Genomic DNA, 18,397 nt, shown 5'->3' with positions numbered 1-18,397 from the left:
AAAGTTTGTTATAGAAGCGCTGCGCTCTATACGCAGCGCCCTGGAAAAAGCTTATAACCTACATCGATAATCTAGCCGCCTATATCGGTGCGAAGAAGCTCGATTGCTGCGACGCTTGGCCGTGATTATGTTGCTCTGCCACAGTAAAAGTAATCTCATTGCGACTATTTGCTAACAGGCTAGGCTCTGCAACCACTGTGATTGGGTAGTCCAGCTGTTCACCAGGATTAATGGTTAAATTTGCCTCACCGACTAAGCGATAACCGTTATTGCCAGACACATAAATACGGTACAGCCGAGTCTGCTGAGTTTTATTACGGATCTTAAGAGTAAAACTATTTTCTACTTTGTCGTCTAATGTTTCACGATAAAGTGTTTGTCGGTCGCGCAGTACGTTAAGCTCGATGTTATTGCGGTTATAAATGTCCACAGCAATCACAGTTATCATAATTAACGCAGCAACGCCGTAGCCTATGAACTTGTATGATTCGTAAAAGGGTTCCGCTTTTCCCGCGAGCGTATTTTCACTGCTGTAACTGATTAAGTTACGCTGGTAGCCAAACTTGTCCATGGTTTGGTTGCAAGCATCGACACAGGCACCACAGTTAATGCATTCGTATTGTAGACCGTTACGAATATCGATACCGGTAGGGCAGACATCAACACATAAATTGCAATCAACACAGTCGCCTAATGAACTTGGTTGATGGCGTTTACGTGGGCCGCGGCTTTCACCACGGGCGGCATCATAAGTCACAGTTTTGGTATTGGCATCAAACATCACTGATTGAAAACGAGCGTAAGGGCAGCAATGTAAGCACATTTGCTCACGCATCCAGCCTGCGTTTAAGTAGGTGCATATGGCAAAAAACCAAACCCATGTGGTTACCCAAAAGCTTGCGCCCAAGCTGAAAATGTCGATATAGAGTTCACGAGCAGGCACGAAATAAGCAATAAAGCCGCAGCCTGTTAGCAAGGCTACTGCGCCCCAAGCACTGTGTTTTAAGGCGCGTTTCTTGAGTTTATCGCTGCTCCAAGGTGCTTTATCTAGGGCATAACGTTTATTCCGGTTACCTTCGATGCGAGTTTCTATCCACACATAGATAAAGGTCCAAGCGGTTTGTGGACAAAGGTATCCACACCAAATTCGCCCCCAAAATACGGTGACGAAAAAGAGCAAGAATGCCGCAGCAATAAACACCCAAGCCAAAATGGTAAAATCTTGTGGCCATAGTGTGGTGCCAAAAAATATAAATTGCTGTTGGCTTAGATCAAATAAAATCGCCTGACGACCATCGTAGGAGATAAACGGCAGCAGAAAAAAGAGTGCTACTAGCAAACTATTCATGCCCGTTCTTAGCTTTTGAAAGTTTCCCTTTTGCTCTCGAATATGAATTTTTTGATTCGCAGATTGGCTCGGTACCACAGTTACTGGGATCCGCTCCGCTTTGGCTGGACTATCTATCGTGTTGTTCGCGTTACTTTTTTGCATAAGGCTTCTCTATAGGACGCATTCAGTGTTGGCAGCGATTCAGAGTGCTGCGTGACGATATCGTTACTGACTGTATTTGCAAGCCTTATACCAAATTTAAAGTTTGTTTAGCTGTTGATTTTAAAGGGTATTGTTTGTATTGGACTTTGCGTGTGTCGCGATATGTCGTGTGTTGGCGATATATCGCGACCTTTAATTTTAAGAATAGAGATCGTGCTTGATTTAGCCTGTGGCTAAATTGGCCGAGTAATTGCGAGTTTATTCATACGTGAACGCAAAGTACTTGGCGGCAAACCAAGTACAGCAGCCGCGCCGCCACTGCCTGAGATCCGCCACTGGGTCTGCTTTAGAATATTAATAATATGCAGACGCTCGACTTGTTGCAGTGTTTGATTGCTAACAACTTTGTCGACTTCTTCAAGCGGTGCTGACATAGCGAGTTGGCTAAACTCTAATATGGGACCATGGGCCAAAATCATCTCCCGTTCTAATACATTTTGCAGTTCACGCACATTGCCTGGCCAGCTATTTTGCATCAGCTTTTGCATGCCTTTTTGGCTCACTTGGCTAATTTTCTTACCCAGTTTGCGGTTTAGGTCTTGAATTAAATGACTGACTAACTCTGGAATATCGCTTAAGCGCTGCCTTAATGGTGGCACCACAATTGGAAATACGTTTAAGCGATAATACAGGTCCATACGAAACAGACCTTGCTCTACACGTTTTAGTAAATCGTGGTGAGTCGCGGTAATGAGACGTATATCAACCTTAATGGTTTGGCTGCTGCCAACGCGTTCAAACTCTTGTTCTTGAATAACTCTTAATAGCTTTGATTGCGCTTCTAAACTTAGTTCAGCCACTTCATCTAAAAAGAGGGTGCCTTGATGGGCAAGTTCAAAACGCCCTTTGCGGCGGCTGGTGGCACCCGTATAAGCCCCTTTTTCATGACCAAATAGTTCGCTTTCTAATAGCGCACTTGAAAAGGCGGCGCAGTTAACACTGATAAGCGGTTTATCGGCACGATTACTCAAACGGTGTAAGTTACGGGCGACTAACTCTTTACCAGTGCCGTTCTCACCGCTTATCAACACGGTACTTTCAGTATTAGAGACTAGTTTAATTTGTTGAATCAATTGATTAATAGGTGTGCTTGAACCCGATATTTCAACATCACCGGTACGATCTGCAAGCTCTAGCTGCAGGTACTGGTTTTCAAAAGATAGCTTCTCTGACAGCGCTTGAACTTGCTCGAGCGCTTGCCTTAAAGATTGCTCGGTTTGCTTTTGAATACTAATGTCACGAAATATCGCGACAACGCCCATCATCACCCCATCTTTATAAACGGCTGTTGATGTGTAATGCACTGGAAAGCTAGAACCGTCTTTGCGCCAAAACACTTCATGGCTTATCTCTCGGGCGATGCCATCAATTAACGTGTTATAAATTGGGCAATCATCTTTATGGTAGTGGCTACCATCGCTATGACTATGGTGATGACAATCATGAATATTCTTACCTAGTAATTCATGAGCTTGCCAGCCAGTCATCTTCTCGGCTGCTGGGTTAATGAATACTGCATTTCCCTCAAGATCAAAGCCATAAATACCTTCACTGACCGCATTCAAGATCAATTGATTTTCAGGCAAAAAGTTGTCGTGATGGGTTTTATCTTTAAGGTTAATGGCAGACATAAGCAGCTTAGTGCAGAGGGGGGGATGGGGTCATTATAGATTAAAATACTCGTTAAAAAAATTCAGTCACGAAATAACGTGACAATTAGCGAGATAGAGCTTAATAGCGCAGTTGTTCATCTGTGCATTTCGCTATTTACTTGCTGAAAAGAGAGATCCCATCAACCTTTAATCTAATTGCGGTGATTATTTTTTATACTTATTTAAGGTGATGAAATTAAAGATTTAATCATACCTTTGTCTTTTGATTAGAGCAGTGATTGCTAATTTACCCATGGTAATTGTTTATTTTTTGTTATAAAAATGTAGTTGAAGTGTATTTTCATTTCTGGGGAAGTTTGACTATATGCCTGCATAGATAGGCGCTAATAAAGATATAACAATAAGTAGAGATTACGATGAATATTAATAATAAGACGTTTGGCTTAAACGCCATAGGGCTCGCGGTTGCGCTTGCTATTTCAGGAGTGACAGCAAATGTGACAGCAGCTGAAGTCGATGCTGAGGTAAAAGCTGAAGTTGATAGTAATGAAGACATTGAAACCATTGCTGTTGTTGGTTCACGTGCTGCACCGCGCTCCATTGGTGACTCACCTGTACCAATTGATGTCATAGGCGCAGAAGAGATTAAAAAGTCTGGTAACTCAGACATGTTAGAGATCTTAAAAGGCACCGTGCCATCTTTAAACGTACACTCTAATCCCATTAGTGATGCAGCGAGCTTAGTGCGTCCAGCAAATTTAAGAGGCTTACCTGCAGATAGCACCTTAATCTTAGTGAATGGTAAACGTCGTCACCGTTCGTCAGTTATTGCATTTTTGGGAGGAGGGATTAACGATGGTGCCCACGGCCCAGATATTTCTGTGATCCCTAGTGCTGCGTTAAAACAAGTTGAAGTCCTTCGCGATGGAGCGGCAGCGCAATATGGATCAGATGCGATTGCGGGGGTGATTAACTTTGTGTTGAAGACGGATGCTGAAGGCGGATCGATTGAAGCTAAAGCTGGCGAGTATTATGAAGGAGATGGTACGACAACCGAGATTAATGGCAATGTGGGGATGCCATTGACGAAAGATGGCTTCGTTAACTTAAGTTTTCAATATAAAAACTCAGACCCGACTAGCCGCAGTGTCCAGAGACCAGACGCCGCTGCATTTGGCGAAGCGGGACTTGCCGTTGATAACCCCGCGCAGGTTTGGGGTTCACCAGAAGTTAAAGACGATATCTCGTTATTTGCTAACTTAGGGCTAGATTTAGACGATAAATCAGAAGCCTATCTATTTGGTAATTATTCAGAACGTGATGTAAAAGGTGGTTTTTATTATCGTAATCCTCACACTCGTCCGGGTGTTTACTCTAACGATGACGGCGCGACGTTATTGGTTGGAGACTTAACCCCAGGGCCAGTCGGTCAGGTCAATGAAGGGCTAGGCATGGGCGATGGTATTAGTTGTCCAACCATTAATATCACCTCGGCCAATGTTACAACTCAGCAAGACTATATTGACGGAGTACAGAATAATCCTAACTGTTTTGCATTCAATGAAGTTGATGGGTTAGCCGCTGGGTTTACGCCTAACTTTGGCGGTAATATTGTGGATACGTCCTTAGTCGCTGGTACTAAAGGTGAGTTTGAAATTGAATGGCTAGAGGGCGTGCTTTATGACTTTAGTGGTTCATATGGTCAAAATGAGTCCAGCTATAAGATTTACAACACAGTGAACGCATCATTAGGTGCTGACTCGCCACGTGATTTTAACCCAGGTGGTTATACTCAAACAGAATGGAACTTTAATGTCGACCTCGTGAAATATATGGACTGGGGCATGGCGGATGATGTTAGCTTTGCCGGTGGTTTAGAGTGGCATGATGAGACGTTTAAAGTCACAGCAGGTGATGAAGCTTCATTTAAAGTGGGACCGTTAACATCTCAAGGTTTTGGTATCGGTTCTAATGGCTTCCCGGGTTTCCAGCCGTCTGCAGCGGGAGAGTATAGCCGTCGAAATTCGGCTGTTTATATCGATGCAAGTTTACCTTTCACAGAAGCCTTTCTCGCCGAGATCGCAGTGCGTTATGAAAATTATGACACCTTTGGTTCAACCATGAACTACAAGATCGCTGCTAACTACCATATTCTCGATGAGCTCTCTGTACGTGGTTCTTTTAATACTGGTTTTAGAGCACCAACGGTAGGTCAGGCTAATGTCAGTAATGTTCAAACTAACTTGTCTGATGGAGTGTTAGTGGACTCAGCGTTATTGCCACCAACGAATCCTATTTCTGTGCAGCTAGGCGGTACAGAGCTTTCACCTGAGGAGTCTCAAAGTTTTACCTTAGGTACGGTTTATAGCCAAGGCGACTTCTTTATGACTGTTGATTACTACAACATTCAAGTAGAGGACCGTATCAGCCAGTCTGATAAAATTAGTTTAACGGATGCCGATAAGGCGGCGCTTAAAGCCGCTGGTGTGCCCAATGTTGACGGTTTAAGTCAGGTGAGCTTCTTTACTAATGATTTTGATACCACCACTCAAGGTGTTGACGTGGTTGCTAACTATACATCAGAACTGTTTGCAGGTGACGCCAGCTTCTCTCTAGCCTATAACTGGAACGAAACTGAGGTAGATAAGTTTTCTGATATTACCGGCGACTTTAAAGTGCAGCGCTTAGAAAATGACTTACCAAAACATCGCGCGACATTCACTTGGGGGCAAGGCTGGGATAATGTTGGTTTGTTTACCCGAGTTAATTACTTTGGTGAGTATCAAGGCGTACATGTGGATTACGACGCAACGGTAGTGACAGGGAGCGCTGCAGTAACTGTTGATATGGAGTTGAGTTACTTTATTAATGACTCATTTACCATCGCCGTTGGTGCGCAAAACTTACTTGATCAACAAGCCGAAGAGTTAGATTTTAATAAGAATACGGGGATACCAAATAACAATTGGGGGGGGCAATATTATGAGACCTCGCCATTTGGTTTTAATGGTGGTTACTACTACGTAAAAGGCACTTATAACTTTTAATGAGTTCAATATTGGCTAATACTAATATCAGCTAAAGCCAAAAAGCCTTGTCGTTAGACAAGGCTTTTTTTGTGGTTTTTGGGGCTAAGTAGTTAGCCATTGCCGCTTACTTTATACCAATCAGTATAAACATTTAGTCACTCAGCGAGAGTTTAGCGGTTTTGAGGCAAGGCAACGAATGAAGAGCATAGTTGTTCTACGTTCAAGTTCGTTAACACAGCATCAGAATCGCTAAAACTCGCCAGTCTGGAACGTTTTTGGCTGCCTACTTCTGCGTTGAATAGATTTATAAGGGAATAACCATTATTACAGCTCTTCGCCTTGAATTAGTTTGCCAAAAATCGTTCTGAGCTGATCAAATTCTTATACTGATTGGTATTAGTTGCTAGCCTTTGGCTTTTTGTAGCCCTTGCAGGACTGACTCCATGGTCAGCTGAGTCGGCAGAATGACGCCATCTGGTGCACCAGGGCCGTAGACTTTATTGTAGGGGGTGCCGCCGCGGCCTTGAGTACGCATATAGTCTTCAATTATTTGGTTAGGCTCAGTCCAGTCACCTAACATTAAAATAATGTTGTCAGCAGCTAGGGCATTAACGATTTTTTCTCTGTGGGTCACGCCCACTTTATTGGCGTAACAGACGTTGCACCAGTCTGCGGTGACATCCACAAATACTGTGTAGCCTTCATCCACAAGCGGCTGAATTTGATTGGGAGTTAAGGTTTGCCAATGCAGCTTTTTGTATGCCTCGTAGTCTTCGCCATAGTTAATAAAGGCAAATACACTGCCGACGCATATTGTCATAAAACCTAAGACAACAATCACACCATTAGGGATGATTCTGCCTTTTATTTTAAGCCAGATAAGTGAAGCAATACTTAAGCAAAGTAGGCTGAAAAAAACTGCCATACTGATTGAAATTGTGTCCATCAATACTCCAAAAAAATGACCTAAAGGCCGCTGTATTAGGCGCCTAAAAAACTAAGCAGTGGCAATGGTAGCTGGCTGATTAATGCTTGCACTGTCCCAAGCTAACACTATTGTGCACCAGTTAAATGAAAATAACCTGAGTAATGGAAAGTAAATTTTGCTGTTCTTATGCTAGCAGACACTGCACTTTTGGCTGCAAATCGCTAAACCAAGTTGGTCAGATAAGGTATTAATCATGTATATTGTGGCCAATTTCTCGCTAGCCACTGGCTAGAGTATAAGTAAGGATGGTTATGACTTTTAGCGCTTGGCTAGGTCTACTAGCAATTTGTTGTTTAGGCGCAATGTCGCCGGGGCCGAGTTTGGCTATGGTGGTAAGGCACACACTTGGTGGTGGCCGCGGTAAGGGCATTATTTGTGCTTGGGCACATTCCATCGGTATTGGTGTTTATGCCTTATTGACCCTATTAGGTTTGGCTGTGCTGCTTAAGCAAGCACCTATGGTGTTTAACGGTATTGCGATTATTGGCGCGCTATATCTTGCCTATATGGGCGTACAGGCACTGCGCTCTAAAGGCGGTATGGCTGATAAATTGGCAGCAGGGGAGTCGACCGATGCGCTCACAGCTGCTCGAGATGGTCTCGCCATTTCACTATTTAACCCCAAAATTATGCTGTTTTTCTTAGCACTATTTAGCCAGTTCGTGATGGTAGCAGACAATATGACCGGCAAAGCATTAATCGTGCTGACGCCACTGGTTATTGACGGTTTGTGGTACACGTTAATCGCGCTAGTGCTATCGCATTCTGCTGTATTGCCTAAGCTTAGAGAGAAGTCGGCATTGATTGATAAACTGTCAGGTGTGGTGTTGATATTATTGGCGGTGAGAGTGATAGTGACGCTATAGATTTCAATTGTTAGCAACAAAAAACGCCATCATTAATGATGGCGTTTTTGATCATAGTAAGGGGTTAACTTTACTATTTAGCTTAAGAGTTAAATACCTGTACAGCGTCATCTTTTGCTGCTTCTGGCTCTGGCTCGCGAGATTGCACAGGATTCTTGATATGGTCTTCAAGGTTATCGTTCAACATCGCTTTATATTCATCAGTAAACCACTCAAGAGCATTGTCTTTTTCAGCAGCAAGATCTGATGATTTTAATGAAGCTTCAAATGCGTTGAAGCGAGCAGCGGCAAAACGCATTGCAGTGCCGACTTTACCAACGTCTTGCTCTTTACCTGCTAGCTCGTTTGCCAATGCAATGAATTGATCGGCTAGTTCAAAAATGGTGGTTTCTTTTTTAGCTTCTGACATCTTGCTTGTGCTCTTATTTATCTAGGATAGTGTCTCGATTCTAACTTAAATGAGACATTAATGAATCATTGATATTAACTATTGGGATCTGAGTCGGTGATCACGCTACCATCTCGAGAGTCATAGTAGATAGATAGAGTTTGCTCTTCGATGTAGAAGTAGCGGCATTGATCTGGGCTAATATAAGTGGCGAAGTACTCTGCATCTGCAGTATTAACATTGTTCGACACCACTGGAGGATCTTGCTGCACTGTGCGCCAAACAGACATGCAGTCAGCCACATTATTCAGCCTTGGGCTAGATTCAAACGGTGGGTAGTTTTGTGCAGGAAAGCCCCATTGGTTTATATCAAGCTGACCATTACTTCCGTCTTCAAATACTTGCAGGTTATCAACGGGGCCTGAGCCTCCTTTGGATGCCCACTTAACGTTAGCTAGACTTATACCGCCGCTAAATGCGGCGCCAGTTGCTTTGACTTCAGCAATCTGCGCATCTTGTTTAATATTAATAAATTTAGGAACAGCCACAACAGCCAAGAGCGCTAATATAATGATGACAATGACCATCTCTATTAAGGTAAAACCCAAAGACGTTGTATTTCTTGGCATGAATAATTCCTTTATTCTTAATTATCTAAGTCATATCCTAACGAGCTATATGGCGAAATACAATATTAGCTGGAACGACTTAAGCTGCTAGCTACTCGGATCTGAGTCTACGATAACGTTGCCGTTATTGGAGTCGTAACTGATTGATAGGTTGGTGTTGTCTGTGTATTGATAAGTACATGCTGCAGGTTCATTGTAAATAGCTTTATAGTCGGTTTCATCTGCTTTAGTTGCATCGGAAACCGTAGGCTCATCGTTTTGTAAAATGATTTGCCACACTGAAATACAATCTTCAACATTATCAAGCTGGGGTGACGGTTCATTATCAGTATGATAATGCTGGGCAGGCCAACCATTAGCATTAAAATCAACGTGTGCATCATCGGAGTCGCCATATACCGGTAAGTTTTCAGCTGGACCACTGCCCACTTTAACGGCCCATACTGAGCGCGCTAAGTTGATACCTGATTTAAATGCACCGCCAGTATTTTTGACTTGGGCCACTTGTGCATCTTCTGACAGGTTTAAAAACTTCGGTGCAGCGATTACAGCTAAAATCCCCAATACAATAATGACAACAACAAGTTCTATAAGGGTAAAACCTGCTTGAGCTTGGCTGTATTTGGGAGAAAATCGCGCAGTAAATTGCATTGCTATTGTCCGAGGCATGTAACGAGCGCACATCTTACCACTGACAATGTTTAATACAAATGATTAAAGGTTGGTGCGTTTGTGGAAAGTAATAGCTAACTAGACATATTTGTTGTTAATTGCGGTGCGTTTTTGCGCCAATCAGCTAATTATTCAGTTGCTGAATGCGTCAAAGTTAAGCAATTGCACGGCCTAGATTGCAAGCGCCGCAGAGACATTTTAAGCTTGTGTCATACACTGTAAGCCAACTGAATATGGCTTGCCTTTAAATATTTAATATTATGTTGAGAACACAGATGACAGCTACAACTTGGGCAGACTTTATTGCTGAGCAACAGCAGCAGAACTACTTTAGCACTCTGCAGCAGTTTGTCAGTGCTGAGCGCGCCGCAGGTAAAGTTATTTTCCCGCCAGAAAATGAAGTGTTTGCCGCTTTTGATGCCACACCACTTGATAAAGTTAGAGTCGTGTTGATTGGTCAAGACCCTTACCACGGCCCAAACCAAGCACATGGACTATGTTTCTCGGTAAAAAAAGGCATTAAAACACCCCCCTCTTTAGTCAATATGTACAAAGAGCTGGCTACCGATATTGATGGCTTTACGATTCCAGACCATGGCAACTTAACTGCCTGGGCAGAGCAGGGAATATTAATGCTTAATACGGTATTAACAGTGGAGCAGGGGAAAGCGCATTCTCACGCAAAGTCAGGCTGGGAGACTTTTACCGCCAATGCTTTAGAGTTACTCAATCAGCAGCCACAACCGATTATCTTTGTGCTTTGGGGCGCCCATGCGATTAAAAAGGGCAAGGGGATAAAGGCGCAGCAGCATGAAGTGATATCAGGGCCACATCCATCGCCATTATCGGCTTATCGCGGCTTTTTTGGTTGTAAGCATTTCTCTCATATTAATCAGTTACTACAAGCGCGTGGCGAAGCGCCAATCAACTGGCAGGTTTAATCATGAACAGCCAAGCGAGCTTTGTTAATCTGTAAATTTAAACACAGTGTTAGGCGTAATAATCATAGGTAAAGGTACATCCCAGTGCTCGCAAGGTAGGGTATCGACTTGCTGGCAGTCATGGCTAAAACCGATTGGATAAGGCTTACCTGATTGCTGCCAATTAGCGAGAGTGCGGTCGTAGTAGCCGCCGCCCATACCCATGCGATTGCCTTGTTTATCAAATGCCACTAACGGGGTAATGACTACATCAAGCTCATGGGTAAGGAGCATTTGCGTGATATCGAGTTTAGGTTCCCAAATCTTAAGCGAGTTTTGGACTAACTTAGTGTTTGCTGTATAGCGTAAAAATACTAAATTGCCGGCGCTAAACGGGTGTAATCTTGGCAGGTAAACCTCAATATCTTGTTGCCAAAGCGCTTCAATTAACGGCTTGGTATCTAACTCGCCATCGTTCGTTAAATACAGGGCGATGCGGCGGACATTGTGCTTAGATAAAGCTGAGATAGCCAATTCGGCTGCATCGCTGGCGTATTGTGTTTGTTGCCCAGCGCTAATGGCACGCCTAGCTTGACGAATTGTGCCGCGGATAAGTGTGCGGCTTTCTTGGCTTAGATTTGAACTGCTTGCTGGCATGGGTTGGCTTCCTTTCATCTCAAGTCAGTGTAACTTTCGAGTAAAACAAAAGCCACAGTAATAGACACGCCGCTTGATTCAAAAGAAGCAAGCGGCGTGTGATTTGCGGCTTTAAGGCGTATTGGTTAACGATCCATATTCATCGACTTTAGCAGTACGGGGCTGTTGTAGTCAGCAACGTCAGTTTTAGCATTAAGCCAAAAACGGCGACGGGTTAAGAAGTAGCTAAACAACACAGCGAACAAACCAATCTCAATAAAGTTGTACTGAATGTACATGAGTGCTGAGGCTACGATGTTGCCTAATCCTCTAAAGTAGTTTTCATCTGCAGGTACCGTGCCCAGTGCACCATTAAGCATGGCGAATACAAATTGAATCCCCGCATATAATGCGGTCGCAGCAATGAGACCTAATGGCTTTAAGTACCATTTCTTCGGCCAAGTCACGCCTAAAACCAGTAGGTATAAACCAACAAAAATAGCACCACCTGCTAAGCCCTCTGCGAATGACGGACCAAAGTGCATGGCGCTCTGCGTATTGTAATATAGGCTTAAGCAAATATGAGGTAATAGCAAAGTAATGCCCAATGCCAAAGCATAGGTTTTTGCTTTACCAATACTCTTCCAATAACCACGCTTAACCAGTTGATAGCTGGCAAAAAACAGACCGATGACCATGACATAGTTAGCTAAAGGATGAATACCAAATAAGGCAAAATCAGCGCTTAATACAGCAATAATCCACTGTGGATATTGCATAATTCCCATTCTGTATGGTGCTTCTTCAGCAAATTCAGGGAAGAAAAGAGCAATTAATATCGCTAAGGTAAAAAATAGGTAGCCATATTTTGCTAGTGACGCCATCATCTTAGGGACAATGCCTTTAACACTCTGCTTCTTAAGCTGGCTAACTAAGCTATCGTAATTAGCCACCACGGCATCTTTGATATCACTCGAAACCCAGTTTTCTTCTAGTAAAGCAATACTGGTCTTGGTCTCTTTGGCTTCAATGATATCTTTGATTGCCGGAGTTGCCAGAGCTTTAGTATCGTCGTTTTTACTGCCCGCGCCTAGTTTTTGCGCAACTTGCCACACTGCAGGATCGTATACCCCGCCTGCATCATGAGTGCGGTTTTGTTTGCCGGCAAAGCACATTCTTGTGTCAACTTTATCTATGCTTGCGGTAAATTGTAGGGTTGGTAACACTGCGGTAAAACCATACACAAAGGTACAGCCATCAAGATCGCCTTCCACATCGATTTCGGTGATATCGTTAAAGCTGTGCACGACGTTTAGACCTGTGCGTTTAAGGAAATCGCCGGTCCATTCATGGTAGTCGTTGCTGGTGTAGTACCACTTAGTGCTGCGTTTGGCTTCGCCATCGATGGTGTAGCTGTAGTATAAGGTGCCACTACCAGAGCAAGTTCCGCAAGTGACATCACCGCGACCGGAGCATCTAGAGCAGGTGTGGCTACCACTCCCCCAACAGCTTGAACATGACTCTGTGGTGTAAACAGTACGCTCGCTATAGCTATCGTACTTACTGACACTGATACGGCCGCGGCCACCACAAGAATAGCAGTTTGTTTTACCGCTACCATGACAGCTGCCACACCTAACACAACCTGAACCATTACAGGTGCTACAAGTGTCGCCACCTACGTACTCACTCGGAGCTGAATTTAAGCTGGTATTTTTAATCAAAAAGTTCTTAGAAACATCTGGACCAAGAATTTTTAAAAAACGTTCGTTAAACAGTGGATCTCGTCCACTCACAAACTCCTTTGCGGCGTTATGTGCATCAGCGCTCGCTTCAGATGAAGTACCGCAATAAATGCCAGATGGACGACTACCGCCGTGTGAATGACGGCTTACGCCAATTTCGACTCGCCAACCAAAATTAAACTTTAGTTGTGCATCTTTAGCCTGTTCATCGCTTAGGGTGACTGGTACATCAACGCCAGTAATTTCTTCGCCATTGCTTCTAATGTAATCTTGAAACTGTTGCAATTTGCTCATGTGATACTTCCTATAAAATCACAGGTTAAAGTTTGATCGTAAATTGGGTTTGATCTGCTTTTAGGTATACCCATTGACGTACAGGCTGGTGGCCAGGCGCGCTAACTTTAATGTCATATCCGCCTGGTGGAAGCAGCATGCCCGCTTGATATTTCGGTTTAATGTTCATCACCGAAATTCTGGCATTGTCCACGTTAGTATTGATGGTTAATGGCAGCTTTAGGCTTGGTTTTGCGGTTGTGGATTTAGCCGTTACCACCTCATCGTGCTCTGGCAAAATGGCTAGATCGAATCTGTCTAGCGGCGCACTAATCGCATGGAAACCTTTAGTCATGCTCAAGGCGTTATCTATCGATGTACCAATAGGTTGCACTAAAGGTTGAGTAACCAGTAGCCACTTAAGTGCGTAGGAAATACTGGCAGAATCATTCTTCTCCATTTGCTCGAAGAAGTAGTTCATTGCCGAGTCTTCCATGGTGTACTTATTCCCACCAACAGATAATGGCACCACAAAAATAGCTGCCAGCAAGGTCGCTGTGATTGCTGGTTTTAAATAAGGTTTACTCGTTTCTCCCTCTTTAGGTTTAGCCTGTTTCGCTTGTACTAATTCGACTAACTTCATTGGCAGTTTCAGCACCGTAAGCAGTACTAGCGCCAAACTTATCGACATTGAGATTGGCGGAATAATGGTTGCTCGTAGCGCCGACTTACCCGTTGATTCAAATACGCCACCATCTGCAAACTCAGCTTGTTGGGCCTCTAATACATTGATGTATTCAGTGGTCTTACGCTGAATATTTGGCTCAATAATCTGCTGCTTAAACTGACGGTTGTTCCAGTCAGCTAAGGTTGGCTTGACGTATAAATCACCCATACGCTGTTCAATACGCTGCTGAATTTCATGGTGACGCTGGAACTGCTGCCAACTGAGGTTTGGTGACATCTCAGAATTTTTAGCGCGCATGTTTTTGCGCCATTCAATGTCGGCTTGTTGGCGTACTTTGCTAGCCACGGCTTTGTCAAAGGTTAAACGGTCGGTAATAGACCAAGCCGTAGGCAAGCTTAGGCCTTTTTGTTTAAGCTTTTTGTTCACTTTAACGCTAGTGAGTTCATGTACTCTAAAGGTGTGTAGTGAGTTAATCCCAAGTGGATAACCGCCAGACTCTTTAATAAAGTTAGGCTCCATTTTTACCATCAATACATTTTTATAGTGATTGACGTCGTTGGTGTAAACCATGCGATGATCTTTAAAACCCGCATCGCCGCCCGTTGCAGCATCAACCGCTTGCATCGCGGTGAATAGACCAAATGTCATCACGCCAGCAATAATGGAATTACCGACATTCTCTGTGGTGCTGACCTCTTTACGGATGAGCCAATCATCGGCGGGAATATAACCAATGCTTAGCTTTTTGATTTCGCGGTCGTAGTTTTCTTGTAAGCGCTCATAACAACGGTCACGACTGCTGCCTTTTTTTCTTTCAGAGCATTTGCTACGACGTTCAAAGTAGTCGTACATTTTGGGCGCAATTTTTTGTGCGCGTGACTCAACTCGAGCTTCATAGGCCGTGACACCTTTTTGGTACTTTTCCCAGCCTTGTTTAACTTGGTTTTGGGTATCTAGCCAATACTCGTCTGACCGTTCAGGTGCGCTGGCAACGGCTCGGTTATATTTAGCAGATCCATCGGCGTACTCTTGATATTTACCACGCAAAGTTTGGCGGAAATCATCGTAATCTTGATAGTAGCTATCAAAGTTAGACATGGCTCTATCACGGACAAATTTTTCCATGATCATGCGTTTTTTCTGCGATAGGTCATCCACCAGTTTGTCGTCGGCATACACTAAGCCGCCAAATACAGACAAAAAGGCTTTTTCGGTGCTGCTGTGAGCAGTATGAGGATCGTAATGAATACCTTCAAATTGAATAGATTTTTCAATTAACGCACTGCGCAATACCTGTGAAATATAGGCTTGCTGGCGCTCTGCGGGCGTAGAGGCATCAATGATAAACTTATCGACTAACCATTTTTGACCAAAAAATACCGTCGGCCACACAAGTATTGCAATGAGGCTGAAATAACCTAAAGCGCGGCCAACCCGTGCCACACGTTTGCCACTTAGAAGCATGTCCGCCAGTAGCAAGGTAACACCAATACCACTAATTGTTCGGCCAAACAGCTCGACGGCACGCAGATCATCATGACTAGAATTATGACCACCTGCAACGTCGGTTAACGCTGCGTTGAATACCGCCTCAGGAAACAGGTACATTACAGAGCAGATGAACATAGTCAACAGCCACCAAAATGGCTTGCCAGTAATGGCTATCTGCTGCTCAACCGTTTGCTGTTTTTTTTGTTTAGTCGCTGTAGATTGCTGCTGTTTTTGTACTTTTCGCAGTTGTTTTTCTGCTTCAGCCATTTTAGTTTGCGTTGGCGCGGCCTTGAGTAAGCCTGTGGCAAATGGGCTGTTTTTTTTATCGGTCATTTTTGCTACTTGGTAGGGTTAACATAATGGTTTTGCTATTAGTGGTGTCGATATCTTCATCAACAATGATTGGAAAACCAAAGGCATCAGTGTTGGAGAGTTTACGGTTGCTCTTTTGAGGTTTTGCCTTGCCGCGGGCAATGGCTTTTAGACCCGAATTTAACGAGATGTAATAACCTTCCTGTTGATAACCTAGCATTTCGTCTAAGCGGTCAAAGTCAGCGTCGCTTGGTAACGAGGCAATATATCTGCCTGAAGCCGTCAGCGGCTGATAACGCTTTTTAGGTATGGCAGCATTAAATAGTTTTTGGCAGATTTTATAGGGGGTGTTATCGACAATCACGCCATCAGGCAGTTTTGCTTTAGATAAGCGGGTAAGTTGTGACTGGTGATAATCAGTGCCGTTGATACTGTAGCTATACACTTTCATACCGTAACGATGAGCACTATCTAACACGCTAGTATTTTGCATAAAACTGCGAATATCTAAATGTAGTCCTGAGTTACTGCCGAGTTTATCGTTGATCTTATTGATACCAGCAGATGAGGCGTAGTTTTTATAACGTGAACGATAGCGCTTGGTGCCATACTTGCCTGCAAACTCGATAATATTCTGATTATCTTGGTAGTAGTCATCGTTACGGGCGCCGCGGCGCAGATCCGCTGCGACTTTATCGACACTGGTAGGGTGGGCACCTTGCACAAATCCAAGGTAGATAAAAGGATTGATACCGCGCAGTTTTTCAAGCATGCCCATGTCTGAGGACGAGTAGTAATAGCCACCTATGCCTATGGTGCTGCGCAGCATATTGTCGAGTTCGGCAAGCTCATGGCCATTAGCTTCAGATTTAATTTCTACGTTGAGTTGTTGACCAATAGCTCTGTAAGCAGCAAAGGCGGTAAAGGCCTCGTAAGCTGTAATAGGGCGGATGTCTAATAGTTCATTTGAGCCTTTAGCACGTAATTTTAAATTGGCATATTGCTTACGGCTCATACGTTCCAGTTTAAAACGCTCACCAGTGTAATAAACCGTTGCGCGCCCAGTTTGGCTGTCGTGGTGATTCACCCAAGTGCCATCTTTAAGCTGCATTACATCAATTTCGACACTGTTATAGTTATCGATAAGTGCCGCGGCAATTGCAGTACTGCTACTTTCTGGATATCGAAAATCGCCTCTATGGGCCGAGATATCAAGTGGGCACTGCTTAATCGATATCATCTTAATGTGACCATTTTCAGCCATATATAAGTTACGATCAGCTAAAGCTAGCTGGATATCAAGTATGTCTTGACCATCAACTTTAACATCGCTTGGTAAGTGACTCAGTGCCACAGGAATCAATTTTTCCGCTGCAGGGGGGGCTGTTGGGGTCGATTTACAACCAGACAGCGCGAAGAATATCATCAGTAGTACCGCAAAATAACGGTGTGGGGCTTGAATGTAACTTGCCATAATCCCTAAATTACAAGTTATTAATTATGCACGCTTTATACTCGAAATGAAGGTTTAACACAATGTTGGCTATAAAAGATGAGTTGCGCAAGTCATTGATATTAATGTGTTTGATTTAATTTTGAGCTATGCGGTTTTTATATAATGTGACATACGAATACCGATTATCTGTCAAAATTGCTAATTACGTCAGTATTTTGGCTGAAGTCAGCGGTTGTTTTTGTGAGAGTAGTTAGTCATTAATTGGTGAGAGGCAGATACAAGAAAGCCACTCTGTTATCAATAAAGTGGCTTAATGTCGCTTTGGTTTACAAGAATAATGGCCCCCCGCACTCTCTTCATAAAGAGTCTTCATAGTAAGTCCGACGGGTCGGTATTACCAATGCGCAGATACAAAAAAGCCACTCTGTCATCGACAAAGTGGCTTAATGTAAAAATTAAATTGCTCCCCAGAATACCGACCGCTGGTGTAGCCCTTGAACCGTAGGTTCAAGGCGGGTAAATGAATACCTCCTAAGGCTTCTCGGTACGAGCCGAGCTTGCGCAATGTCAGTAAAACATTCACCCTGGGTTTGTAAGTATCGGCACAGGGACATTACCAGCTAGCGAATATCCCAGGGAGCAAAACTTGTGTTCGTAAACCAGTCGGGTGACTAAAATGGGCTTACGATAAAACTGTTAACACTTGCTTATAAAGCAACTGCGATTATAACTATTTTTAGTCAGCTTTTGTAGCGCGATCTACCAGCGCAACTTCAAGTGTTGACTGCAGCAAACCGATTTTATCATCCATTTGCTTAATATAATCTTGATTCTTTTGCTGTTCTTCTAACAGCTCATAACCGATATTTAACGCTGCCATAATGGCAATTTCTTCTCGGCTAATGTTATTGGTACGCGCTTTAAGCGAGCTTAATTGCTTTTCGAGGTTGTGAGCCACATGCCTAAGCGCAGCTTCTCGTCCTTCTGGACAAGCAATAGAGTAGGTACGACCCAAAAGGGTAATGTCAATCGCCTTGCTACTCATCCCGAAAACAATTCCTTAAACCGTGTACTTGAGCGGACTATATCGGTCTCACTAGCAAAGTGCAACACGATCTACGCGCAAACTGGCGCAGTTT

General features: G+C 43.6%; 14 protein-coding genes and 1 other RNA gene. 3 read left to right on the top strand and 12 right to left on the bottom strand.

The features are described from left to right. Positions 1-79: 79 nt before the first annotated feature. Entirely contained in the window at positions 80-1,492 is a 1,413-nt protein-coding gene (ccoG, locus tag L2748_RS09825; RefSeq protein ID WP_220781213.1) for a cytochrome c oxidase accessory protein CcoG, read from the bottom strand. 233 nt (positions 1,493-1,725) lie between these two features. After that, positions 1,726-3,183: a sigma-54 interaction domain-containing protein gene (locus L2748_RS09820; RefSeq protein WP_220781214.1), complete on the bottom strand. Its 1,458-nt coding sequence runs from the start codon at positions 3,181-3,183 to the stop codon at positions 1,726-1,728. Positions 3,184-3,581: 398 nt separating this feature from the next. Here L2748_RS09820 and L2748_RS09815 point away from each other — a divergent pair, with 398 nt between their 5' ends. Continuing rightward, positions 3,582-6,212 (top strand): TonB-dependent receptor plug domain-containing protein, encoded by a 2,631-nt coding sequence (locus tag L2748_RS09815; protein WP_220781215.1) that lies wholly within the window; start codon positions 3,582-3,584, stop codon positions 6,210-6,212. Between the two features lie 385 nt (positions 6,213-6,597). Here L2748_RS09815 and L2748_RS09810 read toward each other — a convergent pair whose 3' ends face one another. Continuing rightward, a complete protein-coding gene (locus tag L2748_RS09810) occupies positions 6,598-7,140 on the bottom strand; it encodes a thioredoxin family protein (protein WP_220781216.1) in 543 nt (180 codons plus the stop codon). Positions 7,141-7,433: 293 nt separating this feature from the next. Between L2748_RS09810 and L2748_RS09805 the strand changes: the two genes are divergently transcribed. Further along, positions 7,434-8,048, top strand: coding sequence for a LysE family translocator (locus L2748_RS09805; protein WP_220781217.1), 615 nt, complete (start codon positions 7,434-7,436; stop codon positions 8,046-8,048). Positions 8,049-8,130: 82 nt separating this feature from the next. Here the strand turns inward: L2748_RS09805 and L2748_RS09800 are convergent, their stop codons facing one another. The 3 genes from L2748_RS09800 to L2748_RS09790 all read right to left on the bottom strand — a co-directional run bounded on the left by L2748_RS09800 (position 8,131) and on the right by L2748_RS09790 (position 9,716). After that, entirely contained in the window at positions 8,131-8,457 is a 327-nt protein-coding gene (locus L2748_RS09800) for a DUF3144 domain-containing protein (RefSeq protein WP_220781218.1), read from the bottom strand. 74 nt (positions 8,458-8,531) lie between these two features. After that, the gene (locus L2748_RS09795; protein ID WP_220781219.1) at positions 8,532-9,065 is read right to left on the bottom strand and encodes a type II secretion system protein; all 534 of its coding nucleotides are present in this window, start codon (positions 9,063-9,065) and stop codon (positions 8,532-8,534) included. 87 nt (positions 9,066-9,152) lie between these two features. Further along, complete coding sequence (locus tag L2748_RS09790) at positions 9,153-9,716, bottom strand: pilus assembly FimT family protein (protein WP_220781220.1); 564 nt, start codon at positions 9,714-9,716, stop codon at positions 9,153-9,155. 296 nt (positions 9,717-10,012) lie between these two features. Here L2748_RS09790 and ung point away from each other — a divergent pair, with 296 nt between their 5' ends. Next, positions 10,013-10,678, top strand: coding sequence for a uracil-DNA glycosylase (gene ung, locus L2748_RS09785; RefSeq protein ID WP_220781221.1), 666 nt, complete (start codon positions 10,013-10,015; stop codon positions 10,676-10,678). A 24-nt stretch (positions 10,679-10,702) separates the two neighbouring features. Here the strand turns inward: ung and L2748_RS09780 are convergent, their stop codons facing one another. The 6 genes from L2748_RS09780 to L2748_RS09755 form a co-directional block, all read right to left on the bottom strand. Further along, positions 10,703-11,314: a 5-formyltetrahydrofolate cyclo-ligase gene (locus tag L2748_RS09780; protein ID WP_220781222.1), complete on the bottom strand. Its 612-nt coding sequence runs from the start codon at positions 11,312-11,314 to the stop codon at positions 10,703-10,705. Between the two features lie 125 nt (positions 11,315-11,439). Next, positions 11,440-13,332, bottom strand: a complete 1,893-nt coding sequence (locus L2748_RS09775; RefSeq protein WP_220781223.1) for a DnaJ-like cysteine-rich domain-containing protein — start codon at positions 13,330-13,332, stop codon at positions 11,440-11,442. A 25-nt stretch (positions 13,333-13,357) separates the two neighbouring features. Further along, positions 13,358-15,823 carry a peptidase associated/transthyretin-like domain-containing protein gene (locus L2748_RS09770; protein ID WP_220781224.1) on the bottom strand — a complete coding sequence of 822 codons (2,466 nt, stop codon included), beginning with the start codon at positions 15,821-15,823 and terminating at the stop codon, positions 13,358-13,360. Further along, a complete protein-coding gene (locus L2748_RS09765) occupies positions 15,813-17,276 on the bottom strand; it encodes a glycerophosphodiester phosphodiesterase (protein WP_220781225.1) in 1,464 nt (487 codons plus the stop codon). The genes L2748_RS09770 and L2748_RS09765 overlap by 11 nt, the downstream gene beginning before the upstream one ends. Before the next feature lie 442 nt (positions 17,277-17,718). Further along, a non-coding RNA gene (gene ssrS, locus L2748_RS09760) (6S RNA) lies at positions 17,719-17,900 on the bottom strand. A 94-nt stretch (positions 17,901-17,994) separates the two neighbouring features. Then, complete coding sequence (locus L2748_RS09755) at positions 17,995-18,303, bottom strand: cell division protein ZapA (RefSeq protein WP_220781226.1); 309 nt, start codon at positions 18,301-18,303, stop codon at positions 17,995-17,997. Between the last annotated feature and the right edge of the window lie 94 nt (positions 18,304-18,397).

The organism is Shewanella sairae, assembly GCF_023283535.1.
Classification (GTDB): Bacteria; Pseudomonadota; Gammaproteobacteria; order Enterobacterales; family Shewanellaceae; genus Shewanella; species Shewanella sairae.
The sequence above is the reverse complement of the archived record's forward strand: the minus strand, read 5'-3'. Positions and strand labels throughout refer to the sequence as shown.

Coding starts and splice junctions, on each gene's coding strand:
- ccoG (WP_220781213.1), bottom strand. CDS start 1,492: ATGCAAAAAAGTAACGCGAACAACACGATAGATAGTCCAGCCAAAGCG.
- L2748_RS09820 (WP_220781214.1), bottom strand. CDS start 3,183: ATGTCTGCCATTAACCTTAAAGATAAAACCCATCACGACAACTTTTTG.
- L2748_RS09815 (WP_220781215.1), top strand. CDS start 3,582: ATGAATATTAATAATAAGACGTTTGGCTTAAACGCCATAGGGCTCGCG.
- L2748_RS09810 (WP_220781216.1), bottom strand. CDS start 7,140: ATGGACACAATTTCAATCAGTATGGCAGTTTTTTTCAGCCTACTTTGC.
- L2748_RS09805 (WP_220781217.1), top strand. CDS start 7,434: ATGACTTTTAGCGCTTGGCTAGGTCTACTAGCAATTTGTTGTTTAGGC.
- L2748_RS09800 (WP_220781218.1), bottom strand. CDS start 8,457: ATGTCAGAAGCTAAAAAAGAAACCACCATTTTTGAACTAGCCGATCAA.
- L2748_RS09795 (WP_220781219.1), bottom strand. CDS start 9,065: ATGCCAAGAAATACAACGTCTTTGGGTTTTACCTTAATAGAGATGGTC.
- L2748_RS09790 (WP_220781220.1), bottom strand. CDS start 9,716: ATGCAATTTACTGCGCGATTTTCTCCCAAATACAGCCAAGCTCAAGCA.
- ung (WP_220781221.1), top strand. CDS start 10,013: ATGACAGCTACAACTTGGGCAGACTTTATTGCTGAGCAACAGCAGCAG.
- L2748_RS09780 (WP_220781222.1), bottom strand. CDS start 11,314: ATGCCAGCAAGCAGTTCAAATCTAAGCCAAGAAAGCCGCACACTTATC.
- L2748_RS09775 (WP_220781223.1), bottom strand. CDS start 13,332: ATGAGCAAATTGCAACAGTTTCAAGATTACATTAGAAGCAATGGCGAA.
- L2748_RS09770 (WP_220781224.1), bottom strand. CDS start 15,823: ATGACCGATAAAAAAAACAGCCCATTTGCCACAGGCTTACTCAAGGCC.
- L2748_RS09765 (WP_220781225.1), bottom strand. CDS start 17,276: ATGGCAAGTTACATTCAAGCCCCACACCGTTATTTTGCGGTACTACTG.
- L2748_RS09755 (WP_220781226.1), bottom strand. CDS start 18,303: ATGAGTAGCAAGGCGATTGACATTACCCTTTTGGGTCGTACCTACTCT.